The organism is Ferrimonas marina (assembly GCF_900129905.1).
Lineage (GTDB): Bacteria > Pseudomonadota > Gammaproteobacteria > Enterobacterales > Shewanellaceae > Ferrimonas > Ferrimonas marina.
Genome location: NZ_FQXG01000001.1, coordinates 366210 through 384669 on the forward strand (window position 1 = coordinate 366210; position 18460 = coordinate 384669).

At 60.3% G+C, this 18460-nt stretch carries 16 protein-coding genes; 13 read left to right on the forward strand and 3 right to left on the reverse strand.

Annotated elements, in window-relative coordinates; all coding sequences use genetic code 11:
• Positions 1-16: 16 nt before the first annotated feature.
• From gyrA to BUC04_RS01765, 11 genes are all read left to right on the forward strand, one after another.
• Positions 17-2665 carry a DNA topoisomerase (ATP-hydrolyzing) subunit A gene (gyrA, locus tag BUC04_RS01715; RefSeq protein WP_067654511.1) on the forward strand — a complete coding sequence of 883 codons (2649 nt, stop codon included), beginning with the start codon at positions 17-19 and terminating at the stop codon, positions 2663-2665.
• A gap of 58 nt (positions 2666-2723) precedes the next feature.
• A complete protein-coding gene (gene serC, locus BUC04_RS01720; protein ID WP_067654512.1) occupies positions 2724-3788 on the forward strand; it encodes a 3-phosphoserine/phosphohydroxythreonine transaminase in 1065 nt (354 codons plus the stop codon).
• Between the two features lie 22 nt (positions 3789-3810).
• A complete protein-coding gene (hisC, locus tag BUC04_RS01725; RefSeq protein WP_067654514.1) occupies positions 3811-4914 on the forward strand; it encodes a histidinol-phosphate transaminase in 1104 nt (367 codons plus the stop codon).
• Between the two features lie 16 nt (positions 4915-4930).
• On the forward strand, positions 4931-6220 hold the full coding sequence (aroA, locus tag BUC04_RS01730; protein ID WP_067654516.1) for a 3-phosphoshikimate 1-carboxyvinyltransferase: 1290 nt from the start codon (positions 4931-4933) through the stop codon (positions 6218-6220).
• A 192-nt stretch (positions 6221-6412) separates the two neighbouring features.
• Positions 6413-7099 (forward strand): (d)CMP kinase, encoded by a 687-nt coding sequence (gene cmk, locus BUC04_RS01735; protein WP_067654518.1) that lies wholly within the window; start codon positions 6413-6415, stop codon positions 7097-7099.
• Positions 7100-7199: 100 nt separating this feature from the next.
• Positions 7200-8870, forward strand: coding sequence for a 30S ribosomal protein S1 (rpsA, locus tag BUC04_RS01740; RefSeq protein ID WP_067654520.1), 1671 nt, complete (start codon positions 7200-7202; stop codon positions 8868-8870).
• Between the two features lie 71 nt (positions 8871-8941).
• Positions 8942-9223, forward strand: coding sequence for an integration host factor subunit beta (gene ihfB / locus BUC04_RS01745; protein ID WP_067654522.1), 282 nt, complete (start codon positions 8942-8944; stop codon positions 9221-9223).
• Positions 9224-9532: 309 nt separating this feature from the next.
• Positions 9533-9805, forward strand: coding sequence for a LapA family protein (locus BUC04_RS01750; protein ID WP_067654871.1), 273 nt, complete (start codon positions 9533-9535; stop codon positions 9803-9805).
• Entirely contained in the window at positions 9805-10965 is a 1161-nt protein-coding gene (lapB, locus tag BUC04_RS01755; RefSeq protein WP_067654524.1) for a lipopolysaccharide assembly protein LapB, read from the forward strand. The genes BUC04_RS01750 and lapB overlap by 1 nt, the downstream gene beginning before the upstream one ends.
• A 20-nt stretch (positions 10966-10985) precedes the next feature.
• Positions 10986-11684 carry an orotidine-5'-phosphate decarboxylase gene (pyrF, locus tag BUC04_RS01760; protein ID WP_067654526.1) on the forward strand — a complete coding sequence of 233 codons (699 nt, stop codon included), beginning with the start codon at positions 10986-10988 and terminating at the stop codon, positions 11682-11684.
• 169 nt (positions 11685-11853) lie between these two features.
• Positions 11854-13605 carry an acyl-CoA dehydrogenase family protein gene (locus BUC04_RS01765; RefSeq protein ID WP_067654530.1) on the forward strand — a complete coding sequence of 584 codons (1752 nt, stop codon included), beginning with the start codon at positions 11854-11856 and terminating at the stop codon, positions 13603-13605.
• On the opposite strand, the gene BUC04_RS01770 is transcribed toward BUC04_RS01765, so the two are convergent.
• From BUC04_RS01770 to dacB, 3 genes are all read right to left on the reverse strand, one after another.
• On the reverse strand, positions 13602-13928 hold the full coding sequence (locus tag BUC04_RS01770; RefSeq protein ID WP_067654532.1) for a hypothetical protein: 327 nt from the start codon (positions 13926-13928) through the stop codon (positions 13602-13604). The two genes, BUC04_RS01765 and BUC04_RS01770, sit on opposite strands and share 4 nt — an antisense overlap.
• A gap of 104 nt (positions 13929-14032) precedes the next feature.
• Positions 14033-15238 (reverse strand): nucleotidyl cyclase domain-containing protein, encoded by a 1206-nt coding sequence (locus BUC04_RS01775; protein ID WP_067654534.1) that lies wholly within the window; start codon positions 15236-15238, stop codon positions 14033-14035.
• The gene (gene dacB, locus BUC04_RS01780; RefSeq protein ID WP_067654536.1) at positions 15235-16632 is read right to left on the reverse strand and encodes a D-alanyl-D-alanine carboxypeptidase/D-alanyl-D-alanine endopeptidase; all 1398 of its coding nucleotides are present in this window, start codon (positions 16630-16632) and stop codon (positions 15235-15237) included. The genes BUC04_RS01775 and dacB overlap by 4 nt, the downstream gene beginning before the upstream one ends.
• Before the next feature lie 75 nt (positions 16633-16707).
• On the opposite strand from dacB, the gene cydH reads away from it, so the two are divergent.
• Positions 16708-16800 carry a cytochrome bd-I oxidase subunit CydH gene (cydH, locus tag BUC04_RS23825; RefSeq protein WP_159437645.1) on the forward strand — a complete coding sequence of 31 codons (93 nt, stop codon included), beginning with the start codon at positions 16708-16710 and terminating at the stop codon, positions 16798-16800.
• A 230-nt stretch (positions 16801-17030) separates the two neighbouring features.
• The gene (pssA, locus tag BUC04_RS01785; RefSeq protein WP_067654538.1) at positions 17031-18383 is read left to right on the forward strand and encodes a CDP-diacylglycerol--serine O-phosphatidyltransferase; all 1353 of its coding nucleotides are present in this window, start codon (positions 17031-17033) and stop codon (positions 18381-18383) included.
• Positions 18384-18460 lie beyond the last annotated feature (77 nt).

The window sequence follows — 18460 nt, forward strand, 5'->3', positions numbered from 1 at the left end:
AGGGATCGAGTATTGTATGACTGATCTGGCCAAAGAAATCACGCCAATAAACATCGAAGAAGAACTAAAGAGCTCTTACCTCGATTACGCCATGAGCGTGATCGTGGGGCGTGCTTTGCCTGACGTACGTGATGGGTTGAAACCGGTACACCGTCGCGTTCTTTTCGCAATGAATGAACTGGGCAACGATTGGAACAAGCCCTATAAGAAATCCGCCCGTGTGGTCGGTGATGTCATCGGTAAATATCACCCCCACGGTGACAGCGCGGTCTACGACACCATCGTTCGTATGGCCCAGCCTTTCTCACTGCGTTACACCCTGGTGGACGGCCAGGGTAACTTCGGCTCCGTCGACGGCGACTCCGCTGCTGCGATGCGATACACCGAAGTGCGGATGGACAAGATCTCCCACCAGCTGCTGGCAGACCTGGATAAAGAGACCGTTGACTACGTCCCCAACTACGACGGCACCGAGCAGATCCCCGCGGTTCTGCCCACCCGGGTACCCAACCTGCTGGTCAATGGCGCCTCCGGCATCGCCGTGGGCATGGCCACCAACATTCCGCCCCACAACCTCAACGAGGTGGTGGATGGCTGTCTGCACCTGATCGACAACGAACACGCCACCATCGACGAGCTGATTGAGATCATCCCAGGTCCCGATTTCCCCACCGGCGGCATCATCAACGGCCGCAAAGGGATCTTCGATGCCTACCGCACCGGCCGCGGCAAGATCTACGTTCGTGCCGTCACCGAGGTGGAAGCCGATAAGAACGGCCGTGAGGCGATCATCGTCAATGAGCTGCCTTACCAGGTGAACAAGGCCCGCCTGATCGAGAAGATCGCGGAGCTGGTAAAAGACAAGAAGATTGAAGGGATCAGCGGCCTGCGTGACGAGTCCGATAAGGACGGCATGCGCATCGTGATCGAACTCAAGCGCGGTGAAGTGCCCGAGGTGGTACTGAACAACCTGTACGCCCAGACTCAGATGCAGACCGTGTTCGGCATCAACATGGTGGCCCTGGCCAATGGACAGCCCAAGCTGTTCAACCTCAAGGAAACCCTGGAAGCGTTCATCCGCCACCGCCGTGAGGTGGTGACCCGTCGTACCGTGTACGAACTGCGCAAAGCCCGCGACCGTGCCCACATCCTGGAAGGTCTGGCCATTGCACTGGCCAACATTGATCCGGTGATTGATCTGATCCGTAACGCCGCCACCCCGGCCGAAGCCCGCCAGGGCCTGCTGGATCAGGGTTGGGATCTGGGCACCGTGGCCGCAATGCTGGAGAAATCCGGTGATGACGCCGCTCGCCCCGAGTGGCTGGAGCCGGAGTACGGCATCCGCGACGGCAAATACTACCTGACTGAGGAACAGGCCAAGGCGATCCTGGATCTGCGTCTGCACAAGCTGACCGGCCTGGAGCACGAGTCCATCCTCAATGAATACCGCGAGCTGCTGGAGCAGATCGCCGAGCTGCTGCACATCCTGGCCAGCACCGCTCGCCTGATGGAGGTGATCCGCGAGGAGCTGGAAGAGGTGAAAGCCGGCTTCGGTGACGAGCGTCGTACCGAGATCAGCGCCTCCTCTGCCGACATCTCCATGGAAGACCTGATCACCCAGGAAGATGTGGTGGTGACCCTGTCCCACGAAGGCTACGTCAAGTACCAGCCGCTGACCGATTACGAGGCCCAGCGCCGTGGTGGTAAGGGCAAAGCCGCAACCCGGATGAAGGATGAAGACTTCATCGAGCGTCTGCTGGTGGCCAACACCCACGATACCATCCTCTGCTTCTCCAGCATCGGTAAGGTGTACTGGCTGCGGGTGTTCCAGCTGCCGCTGGCCAGCCGTACCGCCCGTGGTCGTCCCATCGTTAACCTGCTGCCGCTGGGCGAGGGTGAGCGGATCACCGCCATCCTGCCGGTTGACGAGTACTCCTCGGATCGCAACATCCTGTTCGCCACCTCCAAGGGTACCGTTAAGAAGACCGCACTGGACGCCTACAGCCGTCCGCTGTCCTCCGGTATCCGTGCGATCAACCTGGCGGACGACGATGAGCTGATTGGTGTGGATATCACTAACGGCGACGACGAGGTGATGCTGTTCTCCGACGCCGGTAAGGTGGTGCGTTTCAACGAAGACCAGGTTCGCCAGATGGGCCGGACCGCTACCGGTGTGCGTGGCATCAACCTGGAAGGTTCTGACCGCGTGGTCTCGCTGATCGTGCCCAATGGCGAGGGTGCCATCCTGACCGTCACCGAGAACGGCTACGGCAAGCGTACCCCGGAAGCGGAATACCCGACCAAGAGCCGGGCCACCAAGGGGGTTATCTCCATCAAGGTATCCGAGCGTAACGGTCTGGTGGTTGGCGCAGTACAGGTGAATGACGCGGATGAGATCATGATGATCAGCAACCGCGGCACCCTGGTGCGTACCCGGGTTTCCGAGGTCTCCGAGGTCGGTCGTAACACCCAGGGTGTTACCCTGATCCGCACCGCCGACGATGAGCAGGTGGTTGGCCTGCAGCGCATCGACGAGGTGGAGGAGGATCCGGACGCCTTGATCGACGTGGAAGGTGAGGCCGGCGCCGAAGGCGAAGCCAGTGCCGAGGGCGAGGCCCCGACTGAGCAGGCCGACGGCGAGCAGCCGGAAGCCGACCAGGAATAACGGGTTACATTCCCGGGCGCCCCCAGTGGGCGCCCGTTTTTGTTTTTAGGGAACAGCAATGAGCATTTACAACTTTTGCGCCGGTCCGGCGATGTTGCCCGCCGAGGTGATGGCCAAGGCCGAGGCGGAGTTTCGTAACTACCAACAGCTGGGTGTGTCGGTGATGGAGCTGTCCCACCGCTGCCCGGAGTTTATGGCGGTGGCCGAAGAGGCGGAGCAGAACCTGCGCGACCTGATGGCGATCCCCGACAACTATGCCGTGCTGTTTATGCACGGCGGCGCCCGCGGCCAGTTCTCGGCTATCCCGATGAACCTGCTGGGCCAGGGCAAAGCCCTCTACCTGCTCAACGGCCAATGGTCCGACTCTGCCGCCAAGGAGGCCGAGCGCTACGGCCAGGTGGAGACCTTTGATCTGCGCCAGGGCAAGGGCTGCTTCTCTTTGGATGGGCTGGGTGACACCAGCGACTACCGCTATGTGCACTATTGCCCCAATGAGACCGTGGATGGTGTTGCCCTCTACGATATCCCTGAGGTAGACGCCCCCTTGGTGGCGGATCTCTCCTCCTGCATCCTGGGTCGCGAGCTGGATGTCAGCCGCTTCGGTCTGCTTTACGCCGGTGCGCAGAAGAACGTCGGTCCCGCCGGTTTGGCGCTGGTGATCGTGCGTCGGGACCTGCTGGATCAGGCGCGCCCGGAAACGCCCTCCATCCTTAACTACCAGGTGGCACAGAAGTCTGACTCCATGTACAACACGCCGCCCACCTTCGCCTGGTATCTCTCCGGCGAGGTGTTCAAGTGGATTAAGGAGCAGGGTGGGGTGGCCGTGATGGCCGAGCGCAACCGCCGCAAGGCGCAGACGCTGTACGACTTTATTGACGCCAGCCCGTTCTACCAAAATAACGTCGCGGCGGCGTTTCGTTCCGAGATGAATGTTACCTTCCAACTGGTGGATGAAGGCCTCAACCAGCGTTTCCTCAAGGAGGCGGAGGCCGCCGGCCTGCGTGCCCTGGAGGGCCACCGCATTGTCGGCGGCATGCGTGCCAGCATCTACAACGCCATGCCTCAGCAAGGGGTGGATGCCCTGGTGGCGTTCATGACTCGCTTTGCCGAGGCACATCAGTAAAAGAAGGAAAGAGGACAAGGCAGTGTCGTTTGATTTTGCACAGATTGCGAACCCGGGTGTGAATGGCTTGCACCCGTACCAGCCGGGTAAGCCGGTGGAGGAGTTGGAGCGGGAGCTGGGGATCAGCAATATCGTCAAACTGGCCTCCAACGAGAACCCGCTGGGGCTGAGCCCCAAGGCCCGCGACGCGGTGGCCGCCCAACTGAGCGAGCTGGCCCGCTACCCGGATGCCAATGGCTACTACCTCAAGGCCGCGCTGTCAGAGCAGTTGGGTGTTTCCCCGGCCTCGCTGACCCTGGGCAACGGTTCTAACGAGGTGCTGGAGATCCTGTTCCGCACCTTTGTGCGCCCCGGCGACGAGGTGATCTTTGATCAGCACGCCTTTATTGTTTACGCCCTGCTGACCCAATCCAGCGGCGCCACCGCCCGTGCCATCCCGTCCCAGGATTGGGGCCATGACCTCGATGCCATGCTGGCGGCCATCAATGAGCGTACCCGGGTGGTCTGCATCGCCAATCCCAACAACCCCACCGGGACCTTCCTCAGTGCCGATGCACTGGAGGCGTTCCTGCAGCAGGTGCCGGAGAACGTGTTGGTGGTGCTGGATGAGGCCTACTTTGAGTATGTACCCCAGGACCAGCGTGCCGACTCCATGGGCTGGCTCAAGCGTTTCCCCAACCTGACCGTCAGCCGCACCTTCTCCAAGGCCTACGGCCTGGCGGGCCTGCGGGTAGGTTACCTGGCCTCCAGTGAAGCCATTGCCGATCTGCTCAACCGGGTACGGGAGCCCTTCAACTGCAACGCTCCGGCCCTGGCCGCGGCCACCGCTGCGCTGGCGGACCAGGACTTTGTTCGCCAGAGCGTAGAGCTGAACCAGCAGGAGATGGCGCGACTGGAGCAGTACTTTGACCAGCGCGGGATCCGCTATATCCCCAGTCATGGCAACTTCATCACCGCTGAGCTGAAGCCGGCGGCGACCATCTACCAGCAGTTGCTGGAGCAGGGCGTGATTGTCCGCCCCATCGCCGGTTACGGCATGCCGGATCACCTGCGTATCAGCGTTGGCCTGGCACAAGAGAACGACCGCTTTATGCAGGCGTTGGACACCATACTCGAACAACAATAACGACATCAGGAGTACTATGAAGCAGTTAACCCTAGACCCTATCGATGCCGTGCAGGGCGATGTATACCTGCCGGGTTCCAAGAGCATCTCCAATCGGGCCCTGTTGCTGGCCGCGCTGAGTGAAGGCACCACGGTGCTGACCAACCTGCTGGACTCCGATGACATTCGACATATGCTCAATGCCCTTAAGATCCTGGGTGTGGAATACCAGTGGCGTCCAGAGCAACGGGAGATCACCGTTGTGGGTCGGGGCAGTGCCATCGCGGCGCTGGACAGTGACCAACCGGTGGAGCTCTACCTGGGCAACGCCGGCACCGCCATGCGCCCGCTGGCCGCGGCATTGGCCGTGGGGCAGGGCAGCTACCTGCTGACCGGCGAACCGCGAATGAAGGAGCGCCCGATTGGCCACCTGGTGGATGCGTTGCGACCGCTGGGGGCCAAGATCCAGTACCTGGAGCAGGAGGGCTATCCGCCGCTGCAGATCGACGCGGGCGTGCTGGCCGGTGGCAAGGTGCAGATCGACGGCAGCATCTCCTCGCAGTTTCTGACTGCGCTGCTGATGGTGGCGCCGTTGTGTGCCGAGGACCTGGAGATCGAGGTGATCGGTGAGCTGGTGTCCAAGCCCTACATCGACATCACCCTGGCGTTGATGGCACGCTTCGGCGTGACCGTGGAGAACCACGATTACCTGCGCTTTAGTGTCAAAGCCGGCCAGCAGTACCAAAGTCCGGGCACCTTCCTGGTCGAGGGCGACGCGTCTTCTGCTTCCTACTTCCTGGCTGCCGGTGCCCTGGGCCGTGGCCCGGTGACGGTGCACGGGGTGGGCCGACAGAGCCTGCAGGGGGATAAGTTGTTCGCCGATGCCCTGGCGGCCATGGGCGCCGACATTGAGTGGCACGACGACAAGATTGTCGCCCGTGGCGCACCGCTCAACGGCATCGATATGGACATGAACCACATCCCGGATGCGGCCATGACCATCGCCACCACCGCGCTGTTTGCCGAGGGAACCACCACCATCCGCAATGTATACAACTGGCGGGTTAAGGAAACCGACCGTCTGGCGGCGATGGCTAACGAGTTGCGTAAGGTTGGCGCCGAGGTGGTTGAGGGTGAGGACTACATCCAGGTGACGCCAGTGGCGCAGCTTAAGCACGCTGATATCGACACCTACAACGACCATCGCATCGCCATGTGCTTCTCATTGTTGGCGGTTGGCGGCCAGAAGGTCACCATCAATGACCCGGATTGTACCGCCAAGACATTCCCGGATTACTTTGAAAAGCTGAAGGAAATCAGCCAATAAACCAGCAGTCAGACGCGATTTGACCAAAGTAGCACGCGAAGGCGAGGCAGTTGATGTATACTGCGCTCGCCTTTTTCTTGGCTTGGCTTAACCCCAACCCACTCCATCACTTCAGCGTGGTCATCGACCAACGCTCAGGCGGGGTTTTGGGCTAAGCGAGGCCCACAATGAACACAATGCTGGAGGATAACTATGCCTGAACAGGCACAGGTTATTACCATCGACGGACCCAGCGGTGCCGGTAAGGGCACCATCTGCCAACTGCTGGCAGCCAAGCTGGGCTGGAACCTGCTCGACTCCGGTGCCATCTACCGGGTATTGGCCCTGGCGGCACTGCATCACAATGTCGAGCTGGATAACGAAGACGCCCTGGCCCTGCTGGCGGCCCACCTGGACGTGCAGTTCCAGCCCTCCGACGAGGGTGTGCGTGTGGTGCTGGAAGGGGAGGTGGTCTCCTCGGAGATCCGCAGCCAGGAGTGCGCTAACGCCGCCTCCAAGGTGGCGGCGCTGCCGCGGGTTCGCGAGGCCCTGCTGCGCCGTCAACGGGCGTTTCGCCAGGAGCCGGGTCTGATTGCTGACGGCCGCGATATGGGCACTGTGGTGTTCCCCGAAGCGGAAGCCAAGATCTTCCTTACCGCCAGTGCGGAAGAGCGGGCGGAGCGCCGCTACGCCCAGTTGAAGGAAAAGGGCTATGATGTTAGCATTGACCGCCTTTTAGGCGAGATCCGTGAGCGAGATGACCGCGATGCCAACCGTAAGGTGGCTCCGCTCAAGCCCGCCACAGATGCTCTCGAAATCGATACCACGGGAATGAACATCGACCAGGTTCTGGATTCGGTGTTGGCTCACGTGGTTGCGAGTCTGGACCGGTCCCTCTAAGCCGGTCCATTTTGGTGTCGACCTCAAGGATGATGTCGGCGAAGGACAATAACCCCGCGTCCAGGATGGCCGTGGATGACCTAAATTAAATTGTATTTACATGACTGAATCATTTGCTCAACTGTTTGAAGAGTCCCTGCAGAACCTGGAAACCCGTCCGGGTGCCATCGTTAAGGGTACTGTAATCGCCATCGAGAACGGCATCGTTCTGGTTGACGCTGGCCTGAAGTCTGAGTCCGCCATCCCGGCTGACCAGTTCAAGAACGCCAAGGGTGAACTGGAGATCGAAGTCGGCGCTGAAGTTGATGTAGCTCTGGACGCCATCGAAGATGGTTTCGGTGAGACTCAGCTGTCCCGCGAGAAGGCCAAGCGTCACGAAGCTTGGGTACGCCTGGAGAAAGCCTACGAAGACCAAGAAACTGTTGTTGGTGTTATCAACGGCAAGGTTAAGGGTGGCTTCACCGTTGAGCTGGACGGCATCCGTGCCTTCCTGCCGGGCTCCCTGGTAGACGTACGTCCGGTACGCGACACCACTCACCTGGAAAACAAAGAACTTGAGTTCAAGGTGATCAAGCTGGACCAGAAGCGCAACAACGTGGTTGTTTCCCGTCGTGCGGTTATCGAGTCTGAGAACAGCGTTGAGCGTGAGCAGCTGCTGGAAAGCCTGGCCGAAGGTCAGGAAGTTAAGGGGATCGTTAAGAACCTGACCGACTACGGTGCCTTCGTAGATCTGGGCGGCGTTGACGGCCTGCTGCACATCACCGATATGGCTTGGAAGCGCGTTAAGCACCCGAGCGAGATCGTAAACGTTGGTGACGAGATCAACGTTAAGGTTCTGAAGTTCGACCGCGAGCGTACCCGTGTTTCCCTGGGTCTGAAGCAGCTGGGCGAAGATCCGTGGGTATCCATCGCGAACCGCTACCCGGAAGGCGCCAAGCTGACCGGCCGTGTTACCAACCTGACCGACTACGGCTGCTTCGTTGAGATCGAAGAAGGCGTTGAAGGCCTGGTACACGTTTCCGAAATGGACTGGACCAACAAGAACATCCACCCGTCCAAGGTTGTAAACCTGGGCGACTCCGTGGAAGTTATGGTTCTGGACATCGACGAAGAGCGTCGTCGTATCTCCCTGGGTCTGAAGCAGTGCAAGTCCAACCCGTGGGAAGACTTCTCTCAGAACTTCGCCAAGGGCGACAAGGTTACCGGCAAGATCAAGTCCATCACTGACTTCGGTATCTTCATCGGTCTGGAAGGCGGCATCGACGGTCTGGTTCACCTGTCCGACATCTCTTGGAACGCTACCGGTGAAGACGCCGTTCGCGAGTACAAGAAGGGCGACGAGATCGACGCAGTTGTTCTGTCTGTAGACCCGGAGCGCGAGCGCATCTCCCTGGGTGTTAAGCAGATCGAAGAAGATCCGTTTAACAAGTACCTGTCTGACAACAAGAAAGGTGCTATCGTTACTGGTACCATCACTGCAGTTGACGCCAAAGGCGCCACTGTAGAGCTGGGCGAGAACGCTGAAGGCTACATCCGTGTGGCTGACATCTCTCGCGACCGCATCGAAGATGCAAGCACCGTTCTGAACGCTGGTGAGTCTGTTGAAGCGAAGATTATGGGCGTAGACCGTAAGAACCGCACCATCAGCCTGTCCATCCGTGCGAAGGACGAAGCCGAAGAGAAAGAAGCCATTGAGTCTCTGAACCAGCAGGAAGACACTGTGTTCTCCAGCGCCATGGCTGAAGCTTTCAAGGCTGCCCGTAACGACTAATCGCCTGCAGTACAGGGGGCGCGAAATGCCCCCTGAAAGGCGACTGTACATTGGCTATCAGGAGAGCGAGGATGACGAAGTCCGAACTTATCGAACGACTTGCCAGCAAGCAGTCGCACCTTTCCGGTAAAGAAGTGGAAGGTGCCATCAAGGAGATGTTGGAGCAGATGGCCAACACCCTTGAGCATGGGGATCGCATCGAGATCCGCGGTTTTGGGAGTTTTTCGCTGCACTATAGAGCACCCAGAACAGGCCGTAACCCGAAAACCGGTCAGTCGGTTGAACTGAACGGCAAGTACGTGCCCCACTTTAAACCGGGCAAGGAACTGCGCGAACGCGTCAACAACGTCTAAAGCGTTGAATAAACCCCGCCAATCTGGCGGGGTTTTTTTATCTCTCTCGCTAGGACCGCAGCCTTTAAAGGTGGTTAGCCCAGTCAGTCCTCAGGCCGAATTGCCGGCAACAGGGCTACCTAAAAGCTATGACCGTTCGGCTCACTAGTTTCTCTAGCTGCTTGAGTGTTGGTCACAAAGCACTCGGTTTACCCCTTGCCCGGTGAATTGAAGCGGCAAATGGCCTCACTTTCTTAGCGAAGCGGTACTAGAATGCTTTTGTTTTTTGGTGGATAATTCGAGTTACTCCCTATGGACAAAAGGCTTGGTGTGAAAGCGTTTTTTATCACCGTTGTCGTTGCTGCGCTGTTTATCGTCGCCCTGGCGTTTGGCGCCCGAAACGAGCAGATGGTGCAGATCAATTACTTTATTGCCCAAGGGGAGTTCCTGCTCTCCTGGGTACTGGCAGCCACCTTCCTGGCGGGCTTTGTCATCAGTTGGTTGTTGGCCCTTTGGGTTGTTACCAAGCAGAAGTTCGCCATTCGTCAGCTGAAACAGCGCTGCCGTCGGTTGCAGTCTGCCGAGCCTGACAGCGAACACTAATGCTCGAACTGCTGTTTCTGCTTCTGCCGATCGCAGCGGCCTACGGTTGGTACATGGGGCGCCGCAGCATGCGCGTCAACCAGCAGCGCAGTCAGCAAAACCTCTCCCGTAACTACGTCGAAGGCCTCAATTTCCTGCTGTCCGACCAGCCGGACAAGGCGGTCGATCGCTTTATCGAGCTGCTTCAGGTCGACTCCGACACCTTCGATACCCATCTCTCCCTGGGCAACCTGTTCCGTAAGAGGGGCGAGGTAGATCGTTCCATCCGCTTGCACCAGAACCTGATAGCGCGACCCTACCTGGAGCCGGAGCAGAAAGACCTGGCGATGATGGAGCTGGCCAAGGATTTCCTTGCCGCGGGTCTGTACGACCGGGCCGAGGAGATTTTGCTGCAGTTGGTGAAGGAGCCGGACCACAGCCAGGAGTCGGAGCAGCTGCTGCTCTCTATCTACCAGGCCAACCGGGAGTGGTGGAAGGCGATCCGACTGGTGAAGAAGTTCCGCCGTGCTGACCGCCAGAGCATGATGCCCCAGGTGGCCCATTTCTATTGCCAGCTGGCAGAGCAGGAGGCTGACCCGCAACAGCAGCGCAAGCTGTGGTTCAAGGCGCTGAAGGTCGACAGCGGTTGTGGTCGCGCCAATATCGCGCTGTTCCGGCAAAGCCTGGACCAGGGCGAGGATAGCGAGGGGATGGCGGCGGTGGAGCGGTTGGTGAAACACAGCCCGGAGTGGTTGTGTGAGACCCTGCCGGATGCCCTGATCCCCTTCGAGCGGCAACAGCGGCTGGAGCAGTACGAACAATTGCTGGAGCAGGTGATGAATCGGCTGCCGGCCACCAGTGCCGTGTTGGCCCTGGCTGAGCTGGTAGTGCAGAAGCAGGGGCGCGAGGCGGCGCAACAGTTGATCCTGTCGCAGCTTAAGCGTCATCCCACCCTACGGGGCTTCCATCGCCTGATGGGCCTGCATACCGACGCCCTGGGGGCGGAACCGGCCAGGGACAGCCTGATGCTACTGAGTGATCTGGTGGAGAAGCAGATCCGGCTCAGACCCAAATACCGCTGCCTGCAGTGTGGCTTTCCCGGCCATAGCCTGCATTGGCAGTGTCCTTCCTGTAAATCCTGGGGCCAGATCCAACGGATCCGTGGCCTCGATGGAGAGTAAACCCAATCGTGGAGCAACCGATGCAAACCGATCCCAAAGTCCTGGTCGCCCTGGACTTCGCCAGCGAAGCCGATGCCCTGGCGTTTGTTGACCAGCTTGACCCGTCCGCCTGTCGCCTCAAGGTGGGCAAAGAGATGTTCACCCTGTTTGGTCCCCAGTTTGTTCGTCAGCTGGCACAGCAGGGCTTTGATGTGTTCCTGGATCTCAAGTTCCACGACATCCCCAACACCGTAGCCCGTGCGGTGGCCGCTGCCGCTGAGCTGGGCGTGTGGATGGTCAATGTCCACGCTAGTGGTGGCAGCAAAATGATGAAGGCCGCTGCCGAGGCTCTGGCGCCTTATGGCGACAAGGCACCGAAGCTGATTGCGGTGACCATGCTCACCAGCATGGGTGAGGAGGAGCTTCCGGAGCTGGGCTTGTCTGCCAACAGCCAGGAACACGTGCTGCGCCTGGCCAAGCTGGCCCAGGCCTCGGGTCTGGACGGGGTGGTCTGCTCCGCCCAGGAAGCCTCCCTGCTCAAGGCGGAACTGGGCAAGGCCTTTGAGCTGGTGACCCCTGGGATCCGTCCCGCCGGTGCCGATCTGGGTGATCAGCGTCGGGTGATGACCCCCAAGCAGGCGGTCGAGGCGGGCAGTGATTACCTGGTGATTGGTCGTCCCATCACCCGTAGTGACGACCCGCTGGCCACGCTGAAGGCGATCAACGCCAGCCTGGCGTAAATACCGCTATCAACTTGAGGGGGCCGTGGCCCCCTTTTTTGATCCAGCTCGCATCCCGCCGCTGTGCTGTTTCGCTCCTATACGGCAAGCTGCGATTCTTGACCTGACCCAAAAACGGCTTAAAATCAAACGAACGTTTAAAAGGATCGTTTGCCAACGAAGGTACCCTATGCACTATCAAGCCCCCCTCGACGATATGCAGTTCCTGCTCACCGATGTGTTCCAGGCCGAGCAGCAATGGCAAAACATGCCCGCGGTGGCAGAGATGATTGATATGGACACCGCCCTGGCGGTGCTGGAGGAGGGCGCCAAGATCACCGGTGAGCTGATCGCCCCATTGAACCGGCCCGGTGATGAGCAGGGGGTGCGTCTTATCGATGGCCAGGTGGTCACGCCAGATGGTTACAAGGCGGCGTTCGCCACCTTTGCCGAGGCCGGCTGGGTAGGGTTTGGTGGCGATCCGGAGTTTGGTGGCATGGGCATGCCGAAGATGCTCGGCGTGCTGTTTGATGAGATGTGCTACAGCGCCTCCAACGCCTTCGCGTTGTACAGCTCGCTGACTGCGGGGGCGGCGCTGTGCATCGCCAGTCACGGTACCGAGGAGCAGAAGGCCCTGTACCTGCCCAAGCTCTACAGCGGCGAGTGGTGTGGTGCGATGGATATGACCGAACCCCAGGCCGGCTCGGATCTGCGCCACGTTCGCACCAAGGCCGAACCGCAGGAGGATGGCAGCTACCTGGTCACCGGTACCAAGATCTTCATCACCGGCGGCGACCATGACCTCAGTGACAACGTGGTGCACCTGGTGCTGGCTCGCCTGCCGGATGCGCCGGCGGGCTCCCGTGGCCTGTCACTCTTTATCGTTCCCAAGAGGCAAAGCGATGAGCAGGGCAACCTGACCGGCGCCAATGGCGTCAGCTGTGGCTCGGTGGAGCACAAGATGGGGATCACCGCCTCTGCCACCTGTGTGATGCACTTCGACAAGGCTAAGGGCTACCTGCTGGGCAAGCTCAACCGCGGCTTGATGGCGATGTTCACCATGATGAACTACGAACGCCTCTCCATCGGTATCCAGGGGCTGGGCTGCGCCCAGATGGGCTACCAGATGGCGGCCGCGTACGCCAAGGAGCGCAAGCAGGGCCAGAAGTCCGGCGGCCTGTCCCAGGGCATCGATCCTATCCTGGTGCACGGTGACGTGCGACGGATGTTGATGACCAGCGCCAGCATCACCGAAGCGGGCAGGGCACTGGCGGTGCTCACCGGCCTGCAGCTCGACCGTCAGAAGTACCAAACCGAAGGGGCGGAGGACGCCGATGCCCTAGTGGGGCTGTTGGTACCGCTGTGCAAGGCGTTCTTCACCGATCTTGGGCTGGAGTGCAGTGTGCTCAACCAGCAGGTGTTCGGTGGCCACGGCTACATCCGCGAGACCGGAGTGGAGCAACTGGTGCGGGACGTGCGCATCGCCCAGATCTATGAGGGTACCAACGGCATCCAGGCGCTGGATCTGCTGGGCCGTAAGGTGCTGCCCAAGCAAGGGGAGGCGCTGCGCATGCTGATGGCCGATGTGGAGGTCACCCTGGGCGAGGCGAAAGCGCGTCACCCCCAGTGGGCAGAACAGGTTAACCAGGCCTTTGCTGAGCTGGTGGATGCCGCAGATCTGCTGCGCAACAGCGATCAGGGCGCCGATGCGGTGAACTGCGCCGCTAATGACTACCTGCACGCCCTGGGTTACGCCACCTATGGCTACCTGTGGTTGAAGATGCTGAATGCCCTGGATGAGCGCGATGACGAGTTTGCACAAAGAAAGCACCACCTGGGTGCCTTCTATTTTGCTCGTGTGTTCCCGCGTTTCGCCACACACATTGCGGCGGCACGCAGTGAGGCGGCGCTGATCACCGCCATGGACGAGTCGCTGTTCTAACCCACCTCGGTGCGCCGCAGTCGCGGCGCGCTGTCCAGGTCGTGGACATTGGGCGCTATGGGTTGGCTATAGCGGTCCGCGACCTTCTTCCAATACTGTTCCGGCAGGAAAAACAGAAAGTATTTCTCCTTCAGGGTGTCAGTCACAAAGCCCATACCGTGGCGGGTGAGCTCGAAGTGGACATCGGCAATGAAGTCCTGACGCAGGGTCTGGCGACCGGACAACACCTTGAGGTCCTCACGCTCCAGGTACACCCCCTGCGGGTGGTCACTGAAGCGGTCAATCATCCAGATGGCAAATTCCTTGGCACTTTTCATCGACATGGTGTTTCCCCCTAAAAAATTGGCTAATTTCCGTCCGCCAATGAAGTAGTTATAGACAAGATTTGGGAGAAACAAGAAGCAATGGTGAAAATTTGTCCGGGTGGCTAGAGCGGCGAAGCCAGGCTCCAGCGGGTGGCCTCTTCCGGGTCCAGAAGCTGGGTTAGATCGTGGTCCCACTGGGTGATCAGGCGCACCGCCAGCTGACTTTCACCCTCGAGCGAACAAGCCTGAATCCATTGAGAAACCTGCTTGTCGACCTTGTTGGCGATGGCCTGGATCTGCTGCCTGGGGGCCTCGCCATGGTGGTCGAAACAGGCGGTAAGCAGCGCCAGGCTGTTGGCATCCAGCTGGGCCACCACATCCTCAGAGCGCAGCACCTGGCGTAGATCGGCAGCCAGCTCCGGCCAGGGTGGCGTGTGCTCGCCCTGGTATTGGATAAAGATCAGCGCCGCCACCTGTTGATTGCGGGCCAGCCGGGCCAGTTCCTGGCGCAGGCGTTCACGAAAATCCTGTTGATTGGGCAGGCCCTGGCTCAGCGGCAGGGCGTTGGCTTGGCTGGGGGTCAGCACCAGCAGGTGGCCACTGGCCGGGTCAATCGGCAGCAACTGGGCTTGATAGCCGTCAACGGCTGGGCCTGAGCTGGGCTGATCGCCTCGTACCAGCGGCCCCAGCAAGGCCGGACGGTGTTGCTGCCAGCGGGTCCAGTCACTGTCCTGCAGATCAGCCAAGGGGCACTGCCACAAGGCGGAGAGGCCATAGGAGGGGTCCCGCATTCGGCCCTGGGGGTCGATGCGGACAAAGGCTTGCGGGTTGACCTGTAGGGCCTGCTCCAGCTGCTGTTGGTGCAGCTGCTGCTGGCGGGCCACGAGATCCGCAGCGATGCGCTGGGCGGCGGTGTTGAGCAGGGTGCGGGGCAACTCCTGCTCTGCCCGCCGTTGTCGGTCCGCCAGGAACAGGTGAAACTCCCCCAGAGGCGTGTCGATGCGGCAGGCGTAGTAGCTCTGTAGGCCCCACTGCTGACGCAGCCTCCATAGGGGAAAGCGCTCCAGGTGGCCACACAGCAGGTGACTGTGCTCCGGATGATGAGGGCGGTACAGCAGCTGACAAGGCGCTTGCTCCAGCGGGTAGACCCCGGTGGGCTGCAGTTGGCCGCGGTCGCTGATCGCTACCAGGCGAACCTGGTCGTCCAATCGCTGCGCCAGGGCGGCAATGGGCCAGCCGGTGGCGCGGAAACAGGCCTGGTTTACGGCTTGAAGCAGGGCATTGCCACTGGCGGCTTGGGCGAGGATCCGCCAGGCGTCCGGATTCATATGCGCTCCTTTGCGTCGTCTGCAAAGCAGGATTGCTGTACGCAGCGGTACAGGGCCTGCTCGAACTCGGTCAGCATCCGGCGGTTGGTGTCGTTGTCTTCGGCGATACCAGAGACCATCTGCACCACGATAAGCTCACTGCCATCGGCACGCGTGACCACCCCTGCCAAGTTCCTTACCTGAGCAAAGGTACCGGATTTTCCACGGTATTGGCCAGTCACTGGTGCCAGGCCCGCACGCCGTCGCAGGGTGCCGTCCTGTCCGGCGGTGGGCAACAGCGGCAGCAGCGGTGCCAGTCGCTCATCCTGGTGCCAGTGGCGCAGCAGTTGCGCCAGGTCTTGGGCCCGTATCAGGTTGTAGCGGGACAATCCGGAGCCGTCATACAGTGCTACATTGCCCAGCGGCAGTGCCAGCTCGCGCAGCAGCACCTGCTTAACGGCGATGGCACTGGCCTGGAAGCCGCTGTCCGGTTTGCCCTCTGCCAGGGCGATATGGCGAAACAGGCTGTCGCTGATCTGGTTATTGGAGTCGGCCAGCACCCGGCGCAGCAGCTTGTCCAGGGCCACCGAGCGGTGCTCCACCAGCAGCGGGGCCTGACGTGGCTCGGTTACCGCCCGGATGGTCCCGTCCAGACGGATCCCCAACTCGGCCAGCTGCTGGGTCAACACCGCAGTGAGGTAAGCCTCGGGATCGGCAATGGCGATGGCCAGGGGCAGATCCTTATCAAAGCAGCCGCGCAGTTGATAACGGTTCTCCCCTCCATGGGTCAGCTCCAGTGGGCAATAGGGGGAGGGTGGGGCCAGGGTGATCTGGTGGGATAAGGCAATGGGCAGCCAGGGCGCCAACTCCAGTCGGTAGCTTTGCTCCCGTCGTTGCAGCCGGGCCTTGGCACAGCCACTGTCCAGCATCAAGGCGCTGCTGGCGGCGGCGAAGCAGATCCCGAGGTCATCCCAGGGCCAGCCCTGGGCCATGGTATAGCCCTGGAACTGGGAGCCATCGAGCAGCAGGTCGCCGCGGATCCTCGTGACCCCAAGAGCCTGAAGTTGCTGCAGTAAACGGTAGAGATCCGAGCGGGAAAGAGTGGGGTCGCCGCTCATCCGCAAAACAAGGTCATCCGCCAGGACGCCATTGACCGGTTTGGTGCCGAGAAACTGGGTGTGAAAACGAAACTCCGGGCCCAGCGATAACCAGGCGGCGGTGGCGGTGAGCAGTTTGGTGGTGGAGGCGGGGGGCACCAGCAGATCGCCGCCATGGCTATACTCAACCTGTCCCTCCGGGCTCATCAGCACCAGATTGAAGGTACTGCCTTTGGGCAGCAACTGGCCGAAATCGCGGTAGTCCGCCCAGGATGGGACGGCGACCAACAACAGCAATAGGGGAAGCAGCGATTTCATAGCGGTTTGGTGAATTGTAATATCATGATTTCTATGAGACTAATGAATTTCCGACCAACTGGCTACGGGGCTTCTATGAAACAAGATTTAAGATACGCGCTACTGGCAACGGCGGGCAGCCTGACGGTGATCGTTATCCTTGGTTTGGTGGCCATCGTCTACTCCTAGTCAGGGCAGCGCAGTGCCGTTGATGGCCGGTGGAGCGTGAAGGCAATCACAATCCGTTGGTCCATTACACAAATCGTTGATTTGGTGAGCAACTCGGGCATTCCCGGGCTTGCTCCCACGACGCCTGTCTGTTTTACTAGCCCGCTAGTTTCTATTCTTACCCATACGGCGGCGCCGCAGGGGGCTTAGCCCAAGCCTCTGGCCAGACCCAAGCCAAATCACTGATGACTATGCAACTGGTACCTTACTCTCACTCCAACGGAATCGACGGATTGCCGCACACAGCCGTGGCGGCGGATCAGATCGAGGTGCTGATGAGCACGGCGCAATACAAAGAGCGCCTGCTACAGCTGATTGAGGGGGCCAAGAAGCGGATCTACATCGCCGCGCTGTATCTGCAGGACGATGAGGCCGGTCGCCATGTATTACGCCAGCTCTACCTGGCCAAGCAGCGCAATCCCGAGCTGGATGTGCAGGTGCTGGTGGATTTCCACCGGGCCCAACGGGGCTTGATCGGCAAGGGGCCCCAGGTCGGTAACGACGCCTTCTATCGCAAGATGGCTGAGGAGTTTTCCCCTATCGCCATTGGCATCCATGGGGTGCCGGTGAAGAACCGGGAGTGGGCCGGGGTGTTGCACCTCAAGGGCTTTGTGTTTGATGACACCGTGTTCTATAGCGGTGCCAGCATCAACGACGTCTACCTGGGCTGGCAGGGTCGCTATCGCTACGACCGCTATCATCTGATCACCGACGCTGCCCTGGCAGATGCCATGGTGCACTTCCTGCGTCAGGACCTGATGGGCTCCGACGCAGTGGTTTCCCTGCTGCACCAACCGGTACCCACTGCCAAGGTTTTGCGTCGCAGTATCAAACGGCTGAAGATGCGCCTGAGTCGCGCCCGCTACCAGATCCCGGCGGCCAACCAGAGTGGCGAGGTCAATGTGATCCCGCTGCTGGGGCTGGGTCGCCAGGGCAACCAGCTCAACCGCACCATCGTCCAGCTGCTGCGTACCGCCCAGCGTAAGGTGTTTATCTGTACGCCGTATTTCAACCTGCCCAGCCAGCTGACCTCGGTGATCGGCAAGTTGCTCAAGCGTGGGGTCAAGGTGCAGATCGTTGTCGGGGACAAGACCGCCAACGATTTCTACCTGCCGCCGGACCAGCCGTTCTCCCCAGTTGGTGCTCTGCCTTACCTGTATGAGCAAAACCTCAAGCGGTTTGCCAAGCGGCATCAAAAGGCGATTGCGGCTGGCTTACTGGATCTTCGCCTGTGGTGGCATGACGATAACAGCTACCATCTCAAGGGGATCCAGGTGGACGACCACGCCTACCTGTTGACCGGCAACAACCTCAACCCCCGTGCCTGGGCACTGGACCTGGAAAATGGCCTGTTGCTGCTGGACCACAGCGGTAAGCTCAAGCATAAGTTCACCCAGGAGCAGGAGGCGATCCTGGCCCACACCCAGACCCTGTCCGGACACCAGGCGATCGAGAGCACTGAGCAGTACCCGGCACCCGCGGCCCGCTTGCTCAAACGGCTGAAACGGGTTCGGGCAGATCTGCTGCTCAAGCGTGTGTTGTAAACCAAGCGCCTTCGGGCGCTTTTTGCTGGCCTGTGGTTCAGAAAAACTGTCGCCAGGTCGATTTACCGATTTAATGT